This window comes from Microbacterium sp. ANT_H45B (assembly GCF_008369345.1).
In the GTDB taxonomy this organism is placed as follows: domain Bacteria; phylum Actinomycetota; class Actinomycetes; order Actinomycetales; family Microbacteriaceae; genus Microbacterium.
Map to the genome: position 1 here is coordinate 175,888 of NZ_VOBK01000001.1, position 16,231 is coordinate 192,118.

The 16,231-nt window shown below is 69.2% G+C and carries 17 protein-coding genes; 5 read left to right on the forward strand and 12 right to left on the reverse strand.

Annotation, left to right across the window (positions count from 1 at the left end; translation table 11 throughout):
• Positions 1–13: 13 nt before the first annotated feature.
• Genes FQ142_RS00795 through FQ142_RS00810 form a run of 4 tightly spaced genes read right to left on the reverse strand, consistent with a single transcriptional unit; the run spans position 14 to position 3,716 of the window.
• A complete protein-coding gene (locus tag FQ142_RS00795; RefSeq protein ID WP_149421840.1) occupies positions 14–868 on the reverse strand; it encodes a ketose-bisphosphate aldolase in 855 nt (284 codons plus the stop codon).
• Entirely contained in the window at positions 865–1,806 is a 942-nt protein-coding gene (locus FQ142_RS00800) for a 1-phosphofructokinase family hexose kinase (protein ID WP_149421841.1), read from the reverse strand. Before FQ142_RS00800 ends, FQ142_RS00795 begins: the two co-directional genes overlap by 4 nt.
• Positions 1,803–2,795 (reverse strand): ROK family protein, encoded by a 993-nt coding sequence (locus FQ142_RS00805; protein ID WP_149421842.1) that lies wholly within the window; start codon positions 2,793–2,795, stop codon positions 1,803–1,805. The genes FQ142_RS00800 and FQ142_RS00805 overlap by 4 nt, the downstream gene beginning before the upstream one ends.
• Before the next feature lie 24 nt (positions 2,796–2,819).
• Positions 2,820–3,716 (reverse strand): SIS domain-containing protein, encoded by an 897-nt coding sequence (locus FQ142_RS00810; RefSeq protein ID WP_149421843.1) that lies wholly within the window; start codon positions 3,714–3,716, stop codon positions 2,820–2,822.
• A gap of 285 nt (positions 3,717–4,001) precedes the next feature.
• Between FQ142_RS00810 and FQ142_RS00815 the strand changes: the two genes are divergently transcribed.
• The 4 genes from FQ142_RS00815 (at position 4,002) to FQ142_RS00830 (ending at position 7,795) form a co-directional block, all read left to right on the forward strand.
• Positions 4,002–5,246: an extracellular solute-binding protein gene (locus tag FQ142_RS00815; protein WP_149421844.1), complete on the forward strand. Its 1,245-nt coding sequence runs from the start codon at positions 4,002–4,004 to the stop codon at positions 5,244–5,246.
• 31 nt (positions 5,247–5,277) lie between these two features.
• A complete protein-coding gene (locus FQ142_RS00820) occupies positions 5,278–6,252 on the forward strand; it encodes a carbohydrate ABC transporter permease (protein WP_149421845.1) in 975 nt (324 codons plus the stop codon).
• A 2-nt stretch (positions 6,253–6,254) separates the two neighbouring features.
• Entirely contained in the window at positions 6,255–7,175 is a 921-nt protein-coding gene (locus FQ142_RS00825) for a carbohydrate ABC transporter permease (RefSeq protein WP_188042256.1), read from the forward strand.
• 143 nt (positions 7,176–7,318) lie between these two features.
• Positions 7,319–7,795, forward strand: a complete 477-nt coding sequence (locus tag FQ142_RS00830) for a hypothetical protein (protein ID WP_149421846.1) — start codon at positions 7,319–7,321, stop codon at positions 7,793–7,795.
• 59 nt (positions 7,796–7,854) lie between these two features.
• On the opposite strand, the gene FQ142_RS00835 is transcribed toward FQ142_RS00830, so the two are convergent.
• The gene (locus FQ142_RS00835; RefSeq protein WP_149421847.1) at positions 7,855–9,021 is read right to left on the reverse strand and encodes an ROK family protein; all 1,167 of its coding nucleotides are present in this window, start codon (positions 9,019–9,021) and stop codon (positions 7,855–7,857) included.
• A 138-nt stretch (positions 9,022–9,159) separates the two neighbouring features.
• Positions 9,160–9,459: a chorismate mutase gene (locus FQ142_RS00840; protein WP_045252643.1), complete on the reverse strand. Its 300-nt coding sequence runs from the start codon at positions 9,457–9,459 to the stop codon at positions 9,160–9,162.
• 102 nt (positions 9,460–9,561) lie between these two features.
• Between FQ142_RS00840 and FQ142_RS00845 the strand changes: the two genes are divergently transcribed.
• Positions 9,562–10,863: an AI-2E family transporter gene (locus FQ142_RS00845; protein WP_262492011.1), complete on the forward strand. Its 1,302-nt coding sequence runs from the start codon at positions 9,562–9,564 to the stop codon at positions 10,861–10,863.
• A 79-nt stretch (positions 10,864–10,942) separates the two neighbouring features.
• On the opposite strand, the gene FQ142_RS00850 is transcribed toward FQ142_RS00845, so the two are convergent.
• The 6 genes from FQ142_RS00850 to FQ142_RS00875 all read right to left on the reverse strand — a co-directional run bounded on the left by FQ142_RS00850 (position 10,943) and on the right by FQ142_RS00875 (position 16,206).
• A complete protein-coding gene (locus FQ142_RS00850) occupies positions 10,943–11,866 on the reverse strand; it encodes an ABC transporter substrate-binding protein (RefSeq protein WP_149421848.1) in 924 nt (307 codons plus the stop codon).
• Positions 11,867–11,918: 52 nt separating this feature from the next.
• On the reverse strand, positions 11,919–12,653 hold the full coding sequence (locus FQ142_RS00855) for an ABC transporter permease (RefSeq protein ID WP_149421849.1): 735 nt from the start codon (positions 12,651–12,653) through the stop codon (positions 11,919–11,921).
• A complete protein-coding gene (locus FQ142_RS00860) occupies positions 12,650–13,330 on the reverse strand; it encodes an ABC transporter permease (protein WP_056414185.1) in 681 nt (226 codons plus the stop codon). The genes FQ142_RS00855 and FQ142_RS00860 overlap by 4 nt, the downstream gene beginning before the upstream one ends.
• A complete protein-coding gene (locus FQ142_RS00865; protein ID WP_082539257.1) occupies positions 13,327–14,217 on the reverse strand; it encodes an ABC transporter ATP-binding protein in 891 nt (296 codons plus the stop codon). The genes FQ142_RS00860 and FQ142_RS00865 overlap by 4 nt, the downstream gene beginning before the upstream one ends.
• 64 nt (positions 14,218–14,281) lie before the next feature.
• Positions 14,282–14,584 (reverse strand): DUF427 domain-containing protein, encoded by a 303-nt coding sequence (locus FQ142_RS00870; protein WP_056414187.1) that lies wholly within the window; start codon positions 14,582–14,584, stop codon positions 14,282–14,284.
• 188 nt (positions 14,585–14,772) lie between these two features.
• The gene (locus FQ142_RS00875; RefSeq protein WP_149421850.1) at positions 14,773–16,206 is read right to left on the reverse strand and encodes a dihydrolipoyl dehydrogenase family protein; all 1,434 of its coding nucleotides are present in this window, start codon (positions 16,204–16,206) and stop codon (positions 14,773–14,775) included.
• Between the last annotated feature and the right edge of the window lie 25 nt (positions 16,207–16,231).

Consider the following 16,231-nt stretch of genomic DNA (forward strand, 5'->3'; position numbering starts at 1 on the left):
CGTGTTCACGGGGTCATCCCGCAACTCCGGCGCCCTCGAGCGCGAACAGTCGCAGCATCCGGGCAGCCTCGCCGGCGAGCGCCTCGCGCGCAGGGGTCAGGTACTTCCGCGAGTCGACCAGGCGCGGGTCGGCGTCGAGCGTCGCGCGGACCGCCCGAGTGAAGAACCCGTTCAGGTGCGTCGAGACGTTGATCTTGGTCATCCCCGCGCGCACCGCGTCGGCGATCACGGCATCCGCGACGCCCGACGAGCCGTGCAGCACGAGGGGCACGTCCAGCGCCGCGCGAAGGCGGCCGATCAGCTCGAGATCGAGGGATGCCGTGCGATCCGTCATCGCGTGCGACGACCCCACCGCCACGGCCAGCGCGTCGACGCCGGTCGCCGCGACGAACGCGCGCGCCTCGTCGGGATCGGTGCGCACTCCGGGCGCGTGGGCTCCGTCTTTGCCGCCGACCTCGCCGAGTTCGCCCTCGATGTAGACACCGGCGGCGTGCGCCCGCGCGGCGACGGCGGCGGTGATCGCGACGTTCTCGTCGTAGGGCAGTGCACCCCCGTCGAACATGACCGAGCCGAATCCGAGGGCGATGGCCTCGTCGACGAGCTCGGGCCGCTCCGCGTGGTCGAGGTGCACCGCCACCGGTGTCTCCGCGCGTCGAGCGACCGCGAAGGTCGCCAGCGCGATGGGCTCGAGGCCGCCGTGATAGTCGGCGCAGTTCTGCGAGATCTGCAGGATCACCGGCAGCCCTGCATCGGCGGAGGCCCGCACCAGCCCTTCCGCGGTCTCGAGGTGGATCACGTTGAACGCGCCGATGCCGGTGCCGCGGGCTGCGGCATCCGTCACGAGCTCGCGGGCGGAGACCAGGGTCACGGGGAGTCCTCTCGAAGGTTCGGGGTGAAGGGGCCGACGGTGAGGCGGGCTTCGAGAGCCTCCCAGTCGTCGGAGATCTCGCCGGCGAGTGGCATCAGCACCGCGGCGGCCGACCAGGCGGTCGCACGGCGCAGGATCGTCTCGGGGTCACGCACGCCGTCGGCGTAGAGCACGGCGCAGGCCGCGACGGCGGCGTCACCCGCACCGGTCGGATTGCCCGCGAGCGGGGTCTCGAGCCGTGCGTGCCGCACGTCGGACGCCGTCACCGCGAGCATCCCATCGGCACCGAGCGACAGCAGCACGAGCTCGACGCCGCGCGCGATCAGCGAGCGGGCGGCCTCGACGGGGTCGGCGATGCCGGTCGCCTCGACGAGCTCGGCGGCATTGGGCTTGAGGACGGATGCTTTGGCATCCGCGGCGAGCAGCATCGCGGGTCCGGACGTGTCGACGATCACGGGCACACCGGCGTCCTGGGCCGTGCCGATCAGCAGGGGAAGCAGCGTCTCGGGCGCTCCAGGAGGCAGGCTGCCGGAGATCGCCAGCACCCGCGCGCCGGGAAGAGCGTCGACGATCTCGCCGACGAGCGTGGCCCACTCGGCATCGGTCGGGTTGATGCCTCGTTCGTTCACGACCGTGGTGTCACCCAGTTCGCGATCGACAAGCGCGATACTCCGCCGGGTGGCGCCCGCCACCGGCACGAGTCGGTGCGGCACGCCGCTGGCCGCGAGTTCGGCCGCGAGCTCGATTCCGGTGCGACCGCCCGCCGTCGAGATCGCCAGCACGGAGGCTCCGTGCGCATGGGCGACCCTGGCCACGTTGAGACCCTTGCCCCCGGCTCGCGCCGCCCCGGCATCTGCCCGATGCGTCTCGCCCGGCGTGAGCCGGTCGACGTGCCAGGTGAGATCGAGCGCGGGATTGGGGGTGACGGTGAGGATCATGCGAGCTCCCTCGCGCGCAGCGCCGCGCCGAGAATGCCGGCGTTGCCCGACAGCTCCGCGGGGACGAGGGCGGGGATGCGGTGGAAGCTCAGCCGGGCGGTGAGCCGCGCCCGCAGCTCGTCGAACAGCGCACCGCCGGCGCGGGAGAGGCCCCCGCCGATCACGATGGCCTCGGGCGCGACGACCGCGGTGAGCTGTGCCAGCGAGAGGGTGAGGGCGTCGAGTGCGGAGTCCCAGATCTCGGCGGCGACGGGGTCGCCGGCCACGGCACGGGCGATCACGTCTTTCGCGCCGTCGGGGTCGACGCCGGTCGCCTCACGGTATCGACGGGCGATGGCCCCGGCCGATGCGACGGCTTCGAGGCAGCCTCGCGCGCCGCACGCGCACACCGGGCCGTCGGCGATCGGCGAGTGGCCGATCTCGCCGGCGTAGCCCCCGGCCGTGTACGGCTCACCGCCCACGAGGAGGGCGCCGGCGATGCCCGTGCCGATCACGAGCACGACCGAGTTCGCGTACGCGCGCGCGCCGCCGAGGCGGTGCTCCGCCCAGCTCGCCGCCCGCACGTCGTGGTCGAAAGCGACCGGGAGACCGAGTTTCGCCGAGGCGAGGTCGCGCAGCGGGGAGTTCTTCCAGCCGAGATTGCTGGCGAAGACGCCGAGCCCGGCATCCGCGTCGACGATCCCCGGCACCACGAGGCCTGCGGCGCGAGGGATGACGTCGGGGTGGTCGGCCTGCAGCTCCGCGGCGAGCACACCGAGGCGGTCGATGAGCACCGCGGTGCGATCGCCGTCGGCCGCGGGAGTCGGCGTGCGCCGAAGGCCCAGCGCCGTGCCGTCGGCGTCGAACAGCGCCGACTTGATGTCGGTGCCCCCGACGTCGAAGGCCAGCACGGGGACTCCGGGGCCGACCGTGCGCGCCGCGGCGAGCGTCTCGCCGGACGGGTCACGCACGACATCGGCGATGTGCGCGGCATCCTCAGCGCTGGTCATGGACAGCTCCGGACTCGGTTCGGGTCATGCGTCCAGGATGACGGATCGCGTGAGGTTGCGCGGCAGGTCGGGGTCGAGGCCGCGGGCCACGGCGCGGTCGAGCGCGACGCGGTGCAGCCGGACGAGGTCGGCCAGAGGGTCGACCGGATGCTGCACGAAGCGCGCACCGGTGGCGCGAACCTGCGCGGCCAGCCCCTCGGGCGCCTCGCCGAACTGCCAGGTGACGCGACCGGGCGCCGCGATCGCGATCGGACCGTGGCGGTACTCCATCGAGGGGTACGACTCGGTCCACGACTGCGAGGACTCGCGCATCTTGAGCGCCGCCTCGTGCGCGAGACCGACGGTCCAGCCGCGTCCGAGGAAGGAGTACTGCTCGGCGTCCCGCAGCTCGTCGTCGTAGTCGTCGGCCAGGACTGCCGCGGCATCCTCGATCGCCCCGGTGAGGTCCTCCCCGAGCGACGCGCGGAAGAGCGCGAGCGCTGTGGTGGCGAATCGCGTCTGCACGACCGACTTCTCGTCGGCGAACGGCAGCAGCACCGCCTCGTCGACGAGCGAGACGAGAGGCGAGGTCTCGTCGCCGATCACACCGATCGTGCGCACGCGCCCCTTGATGCGGTCGACGAGCTCGAGGACCTCGGTCGTGGTGCCCGAACGCGTCAGCGCGACGACGGCGTCATAGCCACGGTCGACGAAGGACTCGGAGGCGGCGAAGGCATCGGTCTCGCCGTGCCCTGCGGTCTCGCGGAGGAACGCGTAGGACTGCGCCATGAACCACGACGTCCCGCATCCGACGACCGCGATACGCGCCCCGGATGCCGGCAGCAGAGCCTGCGCGTCACGCAGATCGGCCGCGCGCGACCAGGTCTCGGGCTGCGAGTGGAGCTCTTCGCGCATGTGGGCGCCGGGCTGAAGTTCAGGCATGTCGGATCCTCCGGACCAGATGTTGCAGGTTTGTGATCGTTTTACAGCTTATTCGATCATAGTATTTCGTCATCAGGAATCGATGCAAGGTTCCTCTTGATTTGTTTATTCTCCTGACAAATAATCGAACAAGTTCCACCGCCCCTCCACCGACCCGGTCCCGGAGGACCCCCGAGCCGACCCGGCTTGACCGATCGCCCCGCCACCGGGAAGGGCGATCACACGCACCGTCGCGTGCAGTGCGTGCGCCTGTGCACCACCTACACAGTGAGGAATGCAATACACATGAAGAAGTCACTGCGATTCGGCGCCGTCGCCCTGGCGGCGACCGCCACTCTCACGCTCGCTTCGTGCGGGTTCGGCGGCTCGACCGGAGGCGGGGGAGACGCCGACGGCGAGACCACGCTCGACCTCCTCGTCCCGAGCTACTCCGACGCCACGAAGGGCCTGTGGGAAGACGTGATCGACGGGTTCGAGAAGGAGAACCCCGACATCAAGGTCGAGCTCGAGGTGCAGTCCTGGGACAACCTCGAGAAGGTCGTCTCCACCAAGATCCAGGCCGGCGAGGCTCCTGACATTTACAACGGCGGCCCGTTCGCCGGGTTCGTCGGCGACGAGCTGCTCTACCCGGTGGAGGATGTCGTCTCGGACGACACCTACTCCGACTTCCAGGACGCGTTCCTCGCGAACGCCGAGGTCGACGGCACCGCATACGCCCTGCCGCTGATCGCCTCCGCTCGCGCGCTGTTCGTCAACAACGCGCTGCTCGAGCAGGCCGGCGTCGAGGCGCCGAAGACCTGGGACGAGCTGCTCGACGCCGCGACCAAGGTGTCGGCGCTCGGCGGCGGAGTGGCCGGCTACGGCATGCCCCTCGGCTCGGAAGAAGCTCAGGCCGAGGCGGCCGTGTGGCTCTGGGGAGGCGGCGGCTCGTTCGGCGACGCCTCCGAGATCACGATCGACACTCCGGCGAACCTCGCCGGTGCCGAGCAGATCAAGAAGATGATCGACGCCGGCGCGACGCAGGCCGACCCCGGCTCCACCCAGCGCTCCCCCCTGATGGACATCTTCATCCAGGGCAAGATCGGCATGCAGGTGGGACTGCCCCCGACGGTCGGCCAGATCGAAGAGGGCAACCCCGAGCTCGACTACTCGATCGTCCCCATCCCGACCGAGGACGGCTCGCCGTTCACCCTCGGCGTGATGGACCAGCTGATGGCGTTCGAGAACGACGGGGACAAGCAGGAGGCGATCACCACCTTCTTCGACTACTACTACTCGGCCGACGTGTACGTGCCGTGGGTGCAGGCCGAGGGCTTCCTGCCCGTCACCAAGTCGGGTGCCGAGCAGCTCTCCGGCGAGGAGGCTCTCAAACCGTTCCTCGACGTGCTGCCGGACGCGCAGTTCTACCCGTCGACGAACGCGAAGTGGTCGGCCGCCGACGGCGCCTTCAAGTCGCTCTTCGGCCAGCTGCAGACGAAGTCCGCACAGGACGTCCTGACCGAGATCCAGGCGCAGGTCGACGCGGGCTGAGTCCCGCAGACGGAGAGGTTCGGGTATTCCCATGAGCCAGACGACAGAATCCTCGAACCTCGCGGGGGCGGCCACCGGTCGCCCCCGCACCCCCGGCCGCCGTACCGGCGGCACCCGCGGCAAGCCGAGCGGGAAGGACCTCCTGCAGGCGCTGCCGTGGATCGCGCCGGCGCTGCTGCTCATCATCGGCGTCGTGCTCTTCCCCGCCGGCGTGATGTTCTTCAACTCGACCCGCGACATCTCGCTCTCCGGCCTCGACAAGGGGTCGGTCGGCTTCGACAACTTCGCGACGGTGTTCGCGTTCGCCGAGTTCTGGCCGATCATCTTCCGCACCGTCATCTGGGTCGTCGTGGTGGTCGGCTTCACCGTGATGATCTCGCTCGGGCTCGCCCAGATCCTCAACAAGGCGTTCCCCGGACGACAGATCGTGCGCATGGCCGTGATCGTCCCGTGGGCCGCATCCGTCGTGATGACGACCATGGTCTTCTACTACAGCCTCGAGCCGTACTTCGGTGTCTTCAACAAGTTCCTCTACGACATCGGACTCTCCGACGACGCGGTCGGCTACGGGTGGACGAAGAACCCGGCGACCGCGTTCGCCTGGTCGATCGTGATCGCGATCTTCGTATCCCTCCCCTTCACGACCTACACGATCCTCGCCGGGCTCCAGACGGTTCCGTCCGACACCCTCGAGGCCGCGAAGATGGACGGCGCCGGCGCCACCCGCACCTACTGGACCATCGTGCTGCCGCAGCTGCGCAGCGCGCTCGCGGTCGCCGTGCTGATCAACATCATCAACGTGTTCAACTCGCTGCCGATCCTCAAGGTGATGACCGGATCGATCCCGGGCTACGGCGCCGACACGATCATGACGATGATCTTCAAGTACATCGAGCTGCAGAAGAAGGTCGACGTCGCGAGCGCGCTGTCGGTCGTGGCCTTCCTCATCGTGATCGTGATCGTCGCGATCTACGTCAAGGCCGTCAAGCCCATGAAGGAGGTCTGATCGTGACCCTGACCGAGACCGCCCTCGTCACCACCGCCGGAGACGACGCCGCACCCCGCATCCCCGGACGCAAGCGCCGGTACACCGAAGACCAGGTGACGCTGCCCCGCGTCATCCTGCGCATGGCCGCCGGGGTGCTCGTGCTCGCGATCTTCGTGCTGCCGTACCTGATCATGTTCTTCGGCAGTGTGAAGACCAAGCCGCAGATCCGGTCGGTCGACCCGACCTACCTGCCGATCGAGTGGCACTGGGAGAACTACATCTCGATGTGGTCGACCCCCGAGACGCCGCTGCCCTACAACCTGATCTCGACGATCATCATCGCCGTGTTCGCGACCCTGCTCGTGCTCCTGGTCTCGCTGCCCGCCGCGTACTACACCGCCCGCTTCAGGTTCCCCGGACGCATGGTGTTCCTGTTCCTGGTGATCGTGACGCAGATGCTGCAGCCTGCGGTGCTGACCTCGGGTCTGTTCCGCCAGTTCACGGTGCTGGGGCTCGGCGACACGTGGGCGGCGATGATCTTCATCAACGCGGCGTTCAACCTGTCGTTCGCGGTCTGGATCATGCACTCGTTCTTCGCCGGAATCCCCAAGGAGATCGACGAGGCCGCCCAGATCGACGGAGCAGGGCGCTTCACCGTGCTCTTCAAGATCAACCTCCCGCTCGTGTGGCCGGGAATCGTCACCGCGATCGTCTTCACGTTCGTCGCCTGCTGGAACGAGTTCGCCGCATCTCTGGTGATCCTCTCCACCGACAAGAACCAGCCGCTGTCGGTCGCGCTGACCAAGTTCGTCGGTCAGTACGAGACCAGCTGGCAGTACGTGTTCGGCGTCTCGATCGTCGCGATCCTGCCGGTCGTCATCCTGTTCATGCTCATCGAGAAGCGTCTCGTCGGCGGGCTGACCGCCGGCAGCGTCAAGTAGGCCGCCGGGGTGCCCGGGCCGTCTCGCCTCGTCCCGTCTGCAGGACTCCGGCGAGCCCGAGCGGCGGGCCGTCTGCTGCCGGCCCGGTTACGCTGGCACGGTCGACTCCGCCATCCGGTGCGGTGAGGCAGGGGGGGAATCAGATGACGTGGCAGGATGCGGGGCGCGTCGACAGACGCCCGGCGACCGATGCACACCCCGGCTGGGGCTGGGGCGTGATCCTCGTGCCCGTGGCGGTCGGGCTCGCCGCTCTCGGGATGTTCTTCATCCGAGAACTCGGCCAGGGAATGGGCATCCTGATCGGCGTCGCGCTCATCGCCTGGGCCGTGTCTCTCGCGATGCCCTTCTTCGTGATCGCCTGGTACGCGGCGCAGGCGGCATGGAAGTCGTCACGCGAAGAGCACGGGCAGACATTTCGCGCGCCGTCACGCGCGCTGCGGCGCATCGGGTTCAGCATGCGCTGGAGCTTCCACGCGCGCGGCGTGCTCTTCAACCCCGCGTCGTACGACGGGCCCGACCTGCCGATGCTCGTCGCCGGCAAGATCGTGCACATCCTCGCGATCGTCGTCCTGGTGATCGCCGGACTCGTCGCCGCGCTCGTCGGGATCGCCACGCGCTGAGCGTGATCCGGCGCCGTGGAGGCGTCGGGTGCGTCGGGTGCGTCGGCGTTGATCCTCGATCAGGATGCCGGGGCGGATGCCGCGCGCAGCTGCGCCGGACTCCAGCGCACCCCCAGCGCGCGGGACAGCGCCACCTGCGCGACGCCCGTCGAGATCGAGGCGTCGGCGGCCGAGTACCGCACGGACACACCGACGGTGCCCATCGCCGGGTAGTCGATCTCGCTCTGCACGAGTCGCAGGAACCGGTCTCCGAGGGCCCGCGCCGGCCCGCCGATCACGACCTCCCGGGCATCGAGGACCGCGGCGATGAGGCGGATCGCGCCGGCCAGCGCCTGCGCGCCGACGACCAGACGCCGCTCGTCGGCGGAGGCCGCGACCTCGGCGATCACCGCCTCGTCCATCGCGTCGTCGACGTCATCGCCGAGCATGGCCGTCAGCGAGGCCACGGCTTCGAGGCATCCCCGCCGCCCGCAGCGGCACGCAGGAGCGTCGTCACCGAACTGCACCTGCACGTGCCCGATCTCCCCTGCGCGGTCGCGCGGCCCCGGGGCCAGTTCGCCGTCGAGGGTGACCGCGGCGCCGATGCCCGTGCCGAGGTGGACGAAGAGGCGGTAGCCGTCGGCCTCGTCCTCGCGGGCTGCCTCGGCGATCGCCTCGGCATCCACGTCGTTGACCAGCAGCACCGGTACGCCGATCACCCGTTCGAGACGGTCGGCGAGCGCGACGTCGGTCCAGTCGAGCTGCACGCTCTCGAGCACACGGCGGCCGTCCGTGGTACCGGGCAGCTGCACGCCGACCACGAGAAGGCGACCCTCGTACTCGGCGCCGATGCGCGCGACGGCCTCGTCGAGGACCGCATCCCTCGAGCTCGGGGAATACGAGATCCGGCGCGACTCGACCTCGGTTCCGTCGAGGGCCACCAGAGCGAGCGCGGCCTCGGAGGGCCTGATCACGACGACGACGATGAGGTGACGGGTCGCATCGATCGTCAGCGTCGTCGCCCGCTTGCCGCCGGTGCTGGCGGCCTGTTCACCGTCGACGATGAGGTCGAGATCGATGAGTTCGGCGACGAGCGACGACGCGGTCGCCGCGGTGAGACCGGTGGCCCGCGCGATGCCCGCGCGGGTCTGCACGCCGGGTTCGCTGAAGACGAGCTGCAGAGCACGGCGCAGGTTCGCTCGGCGCAGAGCCGCCTGAGTGTCGAGGGTGTCGTCGCTGTTCAGCATGGATCCGATCCCGTCGACGCGATCTGTTGACAGGTGCGAGTGCCCTGCGTACGCTCAGTCATAGTTTATTCAATAAACTTAGTTCGGTCTCCGGGCGGGTGAGTGCTGCACACACTGTCATCCGCTCGGACGACCGGATCATCGTCCTTCTGCGGCTTCGGTGTGATGGCGGATGACCTCGGCCACCACGAAGTTGAACCACTTCTCGGCGAACTCGGGGTCGAGATGCGCCTCCTCCGCGAGCGACTTGAGCCTCGCGACCTGCTGCTCCTCGCGGCCGGGGTCGGACGCCGGCATCTCGTGCATGGCCTTGAGCTGGCCGACCTGCTGCGTCGCCCGGAAACGCTCGGCGAGCATGAAGATGAGGGCGGCATCGATGTTGTCGATACTGGCACGAAGGCGGAGGAGCTCAGCCCGAGGATCTTCGACGGCGGTCATGCCCCTACTCTACGGAAACACGGGGCCACACGACCCTGCGCGTGAGCGAGCGCGGGCTCCACATCCTGCAGGCGGCACCCGCGTCGGCAGTATCGTGAGCACATGAGCCGTGAAGATCAGGACCCCTCCTCGACAGCGCCCGATGCGGCATCCGAGGCTCCCGCGGCGGCCTCGCTGCCGGCTCTCACCGTCGACACGGCAGCAGCCACCGAGCATCCCGTTCCGGCGGACCCGCACGACGCCGAACCGCACGCGACCGACCCGCACACCACCGGCCCGGCCGACACCGCTGTCGCACACGCGCTCGCCTCCCCCCGCCCGGTGATCATCGAGCCGATGACCCCCAGCCGTTCGTTCTGGACCCGGATCGACCGCCCCTTCGTGTTCGGCTTCCTGGTGACGCTCGGCGGCCTGGCCGCCCTCGTCCTCGGCCTGGCGGTCGCCAACCTCTCCACCGTCCTCATCTACATCGCCCTCGCGCTCTTCGCGGCCCTCGGCCTCGACCCGACCGTGCGGTTCCTCGAGCGACGCGGGCTCTCGCGGGCGCTCTCCGTCGTCGTCTCGATCGCCGGGCTGGTCGTGGTGATCGCGCTGGCCCTCTGGATGGTGCTTCCGGTCGTCATCGATCAGATAGCCGGCTTCGTGAAGTCCGTCCCGGGCATGATCCAGGAGTTCACGCGCAGCGACCTCTACGCGACTCTCGACGCCCAGTTCGGCGATCAGTTCCAGAGCCTCGTCGCCGACGTGCAGAAGTTCCTCACCGATCCCGGCAACATCGCCACGATCGGTGGCGGGGCGCTGCAGGTCGGCGCCTCGATCGCGAACGCCATCTCGGGAATCATCGTCGTACTGGTGCTGACGCTCTACTTCGTCGCGACGCTGCCCACGATGAAGGCGGGGATGCTGCGCCTCGCTCCCGCCCGTGACCGCGCTCGTGCGAGCGACATCACCGATCAGATCACCGATTCGGTCGGCGCCTACGTCATGGGCATGGTGGTGCTCGCGCTCTGCAACGCGATCCTCGCGTTCCTGCTGTACTTCTTCCTCGGTCTGCCGTTCCCCCCGCTGATGGCGACGGTCGCGTTCTGCATCACGCTCATCCCGCTCGTCGGTTCGGTGATCTTCTGGATCGTCGGCACCGGACTCGCGCTCTTCAGCGATCCGATCGCTGCCCTCGTCTTCGCGATCGTCTACCTCGTCTACATGCAGATCGAGGCGTACGTGATCACCCCGCGCGTGATGAACCGCGCGGTCGCCGTGCCCGGAGCGCTGGTCGTGATCGGCGCCCTCGCCGGCGGCACGCTGCTCGGCCTGCTGGGTGCACTGGTCGCGGTGCCGGTCGCGGCATCCATCCTCATCATCATCAAGCAGGTGCTGATCCCCCGGCAGGACTCCCGGGTCTAGCGCTCGCGACCCGCCCGCGGACGCAGAAGTGCCCGGCCCCTGCGCGGGACCGGGCACTTCTGCGGCGGGACGACAGTGATCAGCTGAGGTCGTTGTCAGCCAGCCACTTCTTGGCGATCTCGGCGGAGGACTGCTGGTCGACCGTGCTCAGCACGTTGAGAGCGACGAGCTCCTCGCCGGTCAGCTTGGCGCTGATCGCGTTGAGCACATCGGACACGTCGTCGGCGATGTCACTCGAGACGATCGGCACGACGTTCGACGAGATGATGAGGTTCTCGGGGTCTTCCAGGGCCACGATGTCCTCGGTCTCGAAGGCCGGGTCGGCGGTGTAGATGTCTGCGACCTGGATCTGGCCGGCGAGCAGCGACTCGAGCGTGGTCGGGCCGGTGGCCGAGAACGTCAGATCGACGCCGTACACCTCCTTGGCCTTCGCCGGGCTGTACGGACGCTGCTCGAACTCGGGCGCCGCGCCGATGGTGACCGGCGAGGTGACCTTGCTGAGGTCGCCGATCGTCTTCAGGTCGTTCTCCTCGGCGAAGCTCTTCAGCACCGTGTAGGAGTCCTGGTCGGTCGCCTCGGCGAAGTCGAGGGCCGTGAGGCTGTCGGGCAGAGCATCCTGCAGGGCGGCGTAGACGTCGTCGGGGCTGGTCACGGTCACGTCGTCATCCGAGATGTACTCGAGCAGGCTGCCCGTGTACTCGGGGAAGACGTTGATCGCGCCGGACTCGACGTCGGGCATGTACGCGTCGCGCTGACCGATGTTGAGCTTCTTCTCGACGTCGAAGCCGGCACCCTCGAGTGCCTGCGCGTAGATCTCGGCGATGATCTCGTTGGAGTAGTACGCCTGCGATCCGACGACGATCGTGTCGCCGCCGCCCGAGCCGGAGCTGGATTCGGACGGCTCGTCGAGCGGGTTGCTCGAGCTGCAGGCGGACAGGGCGAGTGCCGCCGCGGCGACAAGGCCTACGGCGAAGACGGAGCGCTTGCCTCGTGCTGTGAACATGGACTTCCTCTTCTCTGGAACTGCTGTGGGGAATGGGACGGTGAGGGGCGGTTCAGGCAGCCGCGGGTGTCACGGCTGCGGGTCGCGCCGAGGCGCGGGACCGGCGTCCGGTCTGCGGGCCGGTGCGCAGGCCTGCCGGGACCGCGGCATGCTGAGCGGCCGCGAGGAGCAGATCGACGATCAGAGCGAGCACGGCGACGATGATCGCGCCGGCGAGCACCTGATCGAACCGACGCAGCGGGATGCCCTGGATGATCGGGTATCCGAGGCCGCCGAGGTTGACGTATGCGGCGATCGTGACGGTGGCGATGACCTGCAGGAGAGCCGAGCGGATGCCGCCGACCAGCAGCGGCAGACCGAGCGGCACCTCGACCTTCCAGAAGACCTGCCAGCCGGTCATGCCCATCGCCTTCGCGGCGTCGATGACCCGACGGTCGATGGCCTCGAGACCCGTGTAGGCCCCCGCGAGCAACGACGGGATCGCCAGCAGCACGAACGTGACCACTGCGGCCTGCGGCACGCGCAGCACGCCGAGCAGCAGGACGAGCAGCACCATCAGGCCGAACGCCGGGATCGCGCGAGCCGCTCCCGACACCGCCACCGCGATCTCGCGACCGCGTCCGGTGTGACCGATGAGCCAGCCGATCGGGAGGGCGATCACGGCCGCGATCAGCACCGAGATCGCCGTGAGCACGAGGTGCTGACCGAGCAGCACGGGCAGCGCGTAGCTGCCCGTCCACTGCGAGGGGGCGAGCATCCAGGCGATGGCCTCCGCGAAGAGGTTCATGCGGGAGCCCCCACGGCGAGAGCGCGGGCGGCGGTCGGCTTGGACGCGGCGCGGGTCCACGGCATCAGCGCGCGGCCGATCACCAACAGGATGAGGTCGATCACCAGCGCGATGACGACGACAGCGATCACGCCCGCGAACACCTCGGCGATGATGCGTCGTTCGAGGCCGTTGGTGAAGAGATAGCCGAGGTTCGTGACGCCGATCAGGATGCCGACCGTGGCGAGCGAGATCGTGCTCACCGCGGTGACGCGCAGCCCCGCGAGGATGACCGGCCCGGCGAGGGGGAACTCGACGGCCCAGAAGCGGCGGAAGGCGGCGAATCCCGTTGCGGTGGCGGCCTGCCGCACCCCGTCGTCGACCGAGTCGAGGCCATCGGACACCGCGCGCACGAGAATCGCGATCGCGTAGATGGTCAGGGCGATCACCAGGTTCGACTCGCTGATGGCCGAGTAGCCGAGTGCGGCCGGCAGCAGGATCAGCAGGGCGAGCGACGGGATCGTGTAGAGCAGACCCGTGAGCACGATGATCGGCCCGCGAACGAGTCGGAACCGCCACGCGACCCAGCCGAGCGGCAGCGACAGCACGAAGCCGAGCACGATCGGGATGATGCTCTGCCGCAGATGCACCAGGGTCAGTTCGAAGATCAGCCCCAGGTTGTCGGTGACCCAGTTCACGTGCGATCGTCGCCCTGGACGACGCCGAGTGCGGCGGCATCCGGTCCTGCGAGAGGACCGTCGGACCTCTCGACGTCGGCCACGATGGCTCCCTGCGTGCGACCTTCGGAGTCGACCACGACAGTGCCGTGCGGCGTCTCCCGCAGATGCAGCGCGCGGCGTCCGCGGTCGGCGCCGATGAAGGACGACACGAAGTCGTCGGCCGGGTTCTCGATGATCTCGCTCGGGCTGCCCACCTGCACGATGCGCGCCCCCTTGTCGAGGATCACGACCTGGTCGCCGAGCAGGAACGCCTCGTCGATGTCGTGCGTGACGAAGACGACCGTCTTGTCGAGCTCGCGCTGCAGCCGCAGCGTCTCGGTCTGCAGGTCGGCGCGCACGATCGGGTCGACCGCGCCGAACGGCTCGTCCATGAGCAGGATGTTGGGGTCGGCCGCGAGCCCGCGGGCCACGCCCACGCGCTGCTGCTGCCCGCCCGAGAGCTGGCTCGGGTACCGCTCGGCCAGGGACTGGTCGAGGCCGACGGTCGTGAGCAGCTCACGCGCACGGTCGTGGGCCGGTCCCTTCTTGACGCCGGTCAGGCGCAGCACGGTGGCGACGTTGTCGATCACGGTGAAGTGCGGCATGAGCCCGGAGTTCTGCATGACGTACCCGATGCTCCGCCGCAGCTGCACGGGGTCGCCCCCGAGGACGTTCTCGCCGTCGATCTCGATGTCACCGGACGTCGGCTCGACCATGCGGTTGATCATTCGCAGCAGGGTGGTCTTGCCGCAGCCCGAGGACCCGACGAAGACCGTCGTCTTGCGGGACGGCAGCACCAGGCTGAAATCCTTGACGGCGGTGGTGCCGTCGGGGAACTGTTTGGTGACGTTGCGGAATTCGATCATGGCTGATCTCCAGTCGGTGGATCGACGAGACGGGCGTCAGCGCCCCGGCTGCGGCATACGGAGGTCATTCGGAGATCTCGACCCGCGGATCGAAGGCGACGAAGCCCGAGAAGTCCTTGCCGACGCGGTCGAACGCACTGGGGAACGGCGTCGGGTACGACCACGCGTAGTCGGTGTGCAGCTCTCCGCCGGCCTGCACCGAGAAGTACTGGGCCGCGCCCTTCCACGGACAGGTGTACGGGGTCGGGCTCTCGACGAGCGCTCCCTCGGTGATCGATGCGGGCGGGAAGTACCAGTTGCCTTCGATGCGTGCGAGATCGCTCTCGTCTGCCTCGGCGATGACGGTTCCTGCGAGTACAGCCTTCATGGTCCTGCCTCCTCGGATGTGGGTTCGAGCGTATAAGAGGTCTGCGACATCCGTCCCGGGCTTGCGCCGGGGGCTGTCGATGTGAGTAACAATCCCGGGTCAGGGCGCGCGGAACGCTCCCTGTCTCCGACGTCTGTTCGGAGCGGATGCGGGAACGGATCGCCCACCGGCATCCGCTCCTGCCCCGCTCATGCGGAGTCCCGCCCGTAGGTCTCGAGGAGTCGCAGCCAGATCTCGCTGATCGTCGGGTACGCCGGCACGGCGTGCCAGAGTCGGGCGATCGGCACCTCGCCGACGACCGCGACCGTCGCCGTCTGCACGAGCTCCGCGACCTCCGGGCCCACGAACGTCGCCCCGACGATGACGTCGCGCGCCGTATCGATCACGATGCGGGCCTGACCCGCGAAGCCGTCCTCGTACAGGCTCGCGCCCGCGATGCCGCCCAGGTCGTAGTCGACGGCCGCCACGTCGATCCCGGCCTCGCGGGCCTGCGACTCGGTGAGCCCGACCGATGCGACCTCCGGGAACGAGAACGTCACCTGCGGCGCGGCCGCGTGATCGGCCGTCGCGACGTGCTTCCCCCAGGGCGCGTCATCGACATCCGCCCCCTGAGCGCGTGCCGCGATCACGTCGCCGGCCGCACGCGCCTGGTACTTGCCCTGGTGCGTCAGCAGCACGCGGCCGTTCACGTCGCCGACCGCGTAGAGCCAGTCGGAGCCGGGCACGCGCATCGTGTCGTCGACCGCGATCCAGCGCCCGGGCTCGAGACCGACGACGTCGAGTCCGACATCTCCGCTGCGAGGCGAGCGCCCGGCGGCGACGAGGACCTCTGTCGCGGTGACCGTCGAGTCGTCGTCGAGCACGATCGTCACGCCGTCGTCGCCGCGCGTCACGCGCGTCGTGCCGGTGTCGGTGCGCACGTCGACGCCGAGCTCCCGCAACCCCGCTGCGACGCGCTCGCCCGCGAAGGGCTCCATCGAGCCGAGCAGACCGCTGCGGGCGATGATCGTGACCGTCGAGCCGAGAGCCGCATACGCCGTCGCCATCTCGACCGCGACCACTCCGCCGCCGATCACGGCGAGCGAATCGGGCAGCTCCTCGGCGCTGGTCGCCTCGCGGCTGGTCCACGGAGACGCCTCGCGCAGTCCGTCGATCGGGGGGATCACGGCATCCGAGCCCGTGCTGATCGCGACCGCGTGGCGGGCGCGGATCACGCGGGTGCCGCCGTCGGCGTCGGTCACCGTCACCTCCCGCTCGCCCGACAGGCGGCCGTGACCGCGAGCCAGATCGATGCCGGCGGAGTCGAGCCACTTCACCTGACCGTCATCGGACCAGTTGCTCGTGAAGGAGTCGCGACGGTCGAACACCGCGCGCACGTCGAGCTTTCCGGTGACCGCTTCGGCTGCGCCCTTGACCTTCTGCGCCGCACGCAGAGCCTGGCCCGAACGCAGCAGCGCCTTCGACGGCATGCAGGCCCAGTACGAGCACTCACCGCCCACCAGCTCGCTCTCCACGATGATCGCGGTCAGTCCGTCCTGCACGGCGCGGTCGGCGACGTTCTCGCCCACCGGACCTCCGCCCAGCACGATCAGGTCGTATTCGTCGGTCTTCTCTGCAGTCATGGGGTGCACCTCTCCGTCGCCCAGT

Bases quoted from the DNA above. Each gene is read 5' to 3' on its own strand.
- FQ142_RS00815 (WP_149421844.1), top strand. From the start codon at position 4,002: ATGAAGAAGTCACTGCGATTCGGCGCCGTCGCCCTGGCGGCGACCGCC.
- FQ142_RS00870 (WP_056414187.1), bottom strand. From the start codon at position 14,584: ATGAAGGCTGTACTCGCAGGAACCGTCATCGCCGAGGCAGACGAGAGC.
- FQ142_RS00865 (WP_082539257.1), bottom strand. From the start codon at position 14,217: ATGATCGAATTCCGCAACGTCACCAAACAGTTCCCCGACGGCACCACC.
- FQ142_RS00835 (WP_149421847.1), bottom strand. From the start codon at position 9,021: ATGCTGAACAGCGACGACACCCTCGACACTCAGGCGGCTCTGCGCCGA.
- FQ142_RS00820 (WP_149421845.1), top strand. From the start codon at position 5,278: ATGAGCCAGACGACAGAATCCTCGAACCTCGCGGGGGCGGCCACCGGT.
- FQ142_RS00805 (WP_149421842.1), bottom strand. From the start codon at position 2,795: ATGACCAGCGCTGAGGATGCCGCGCACATCGCCGATGTCGTGCGTGAC.
- FQ142_RS00875 (WP_149421850.1), bottom strand. From the start codon at position 16,206: ATGACTGCAGAGAAGACCGACGAATACGACCTGATCGTGCTGGGCGGA.
- FQ142_RS00855 (WP_149421849.1), bottom strand. From the start codon at position 12,653: ATGAACCTCTTCGCGGAGGCCATCGCCTGGATGCTCGCCCCCTCGCAG.
- FQ142_RS00845 (WP_262492011.1), top strand. From the start codon at position 9,562: ATGAGCCGTGAAGATCAGGACCCCTCCTCGACAGCGCCCGATGCGGCA.
- FQ142_RS00850 (WP_149421848.1), bottom strand. From the start codon at position 11,866: ATGTTCACAGCACGAGGCAAGCGCTCCGTCTTCGCCGTAGGCCTTGTC.
- FQ142_RS00840 (WP_045252643.1), bottom strand. From the start codon at position 9,459: ATGACCGCCGTCGAAGATCCTCGGGCTGAGCTCCTCCGCCTTCGTGCC.
- FQ142_RS00800 (WP_149421841.1), bottom strand. From the start codon at position 1,806: ATGATCCTCACCGTCACCCCCAATCCCGCGCTCGATCTCACCTGGCAC.
- FQ142_RS00810 (WP_149421843.1), bottom strand. From the start codon at position 3,716: ATGCCTGAACTTCAGCCCGGCGCCCACATGCGCGAAGAGCTCCACTCG.
- FQ142_RS00830 (WP_149421846.1), top strand. From the start codon at position 7,319: ATGACGTGGCAGGATGCGGGGCGCGTCGACAGACGCCCGGCGACCGAT.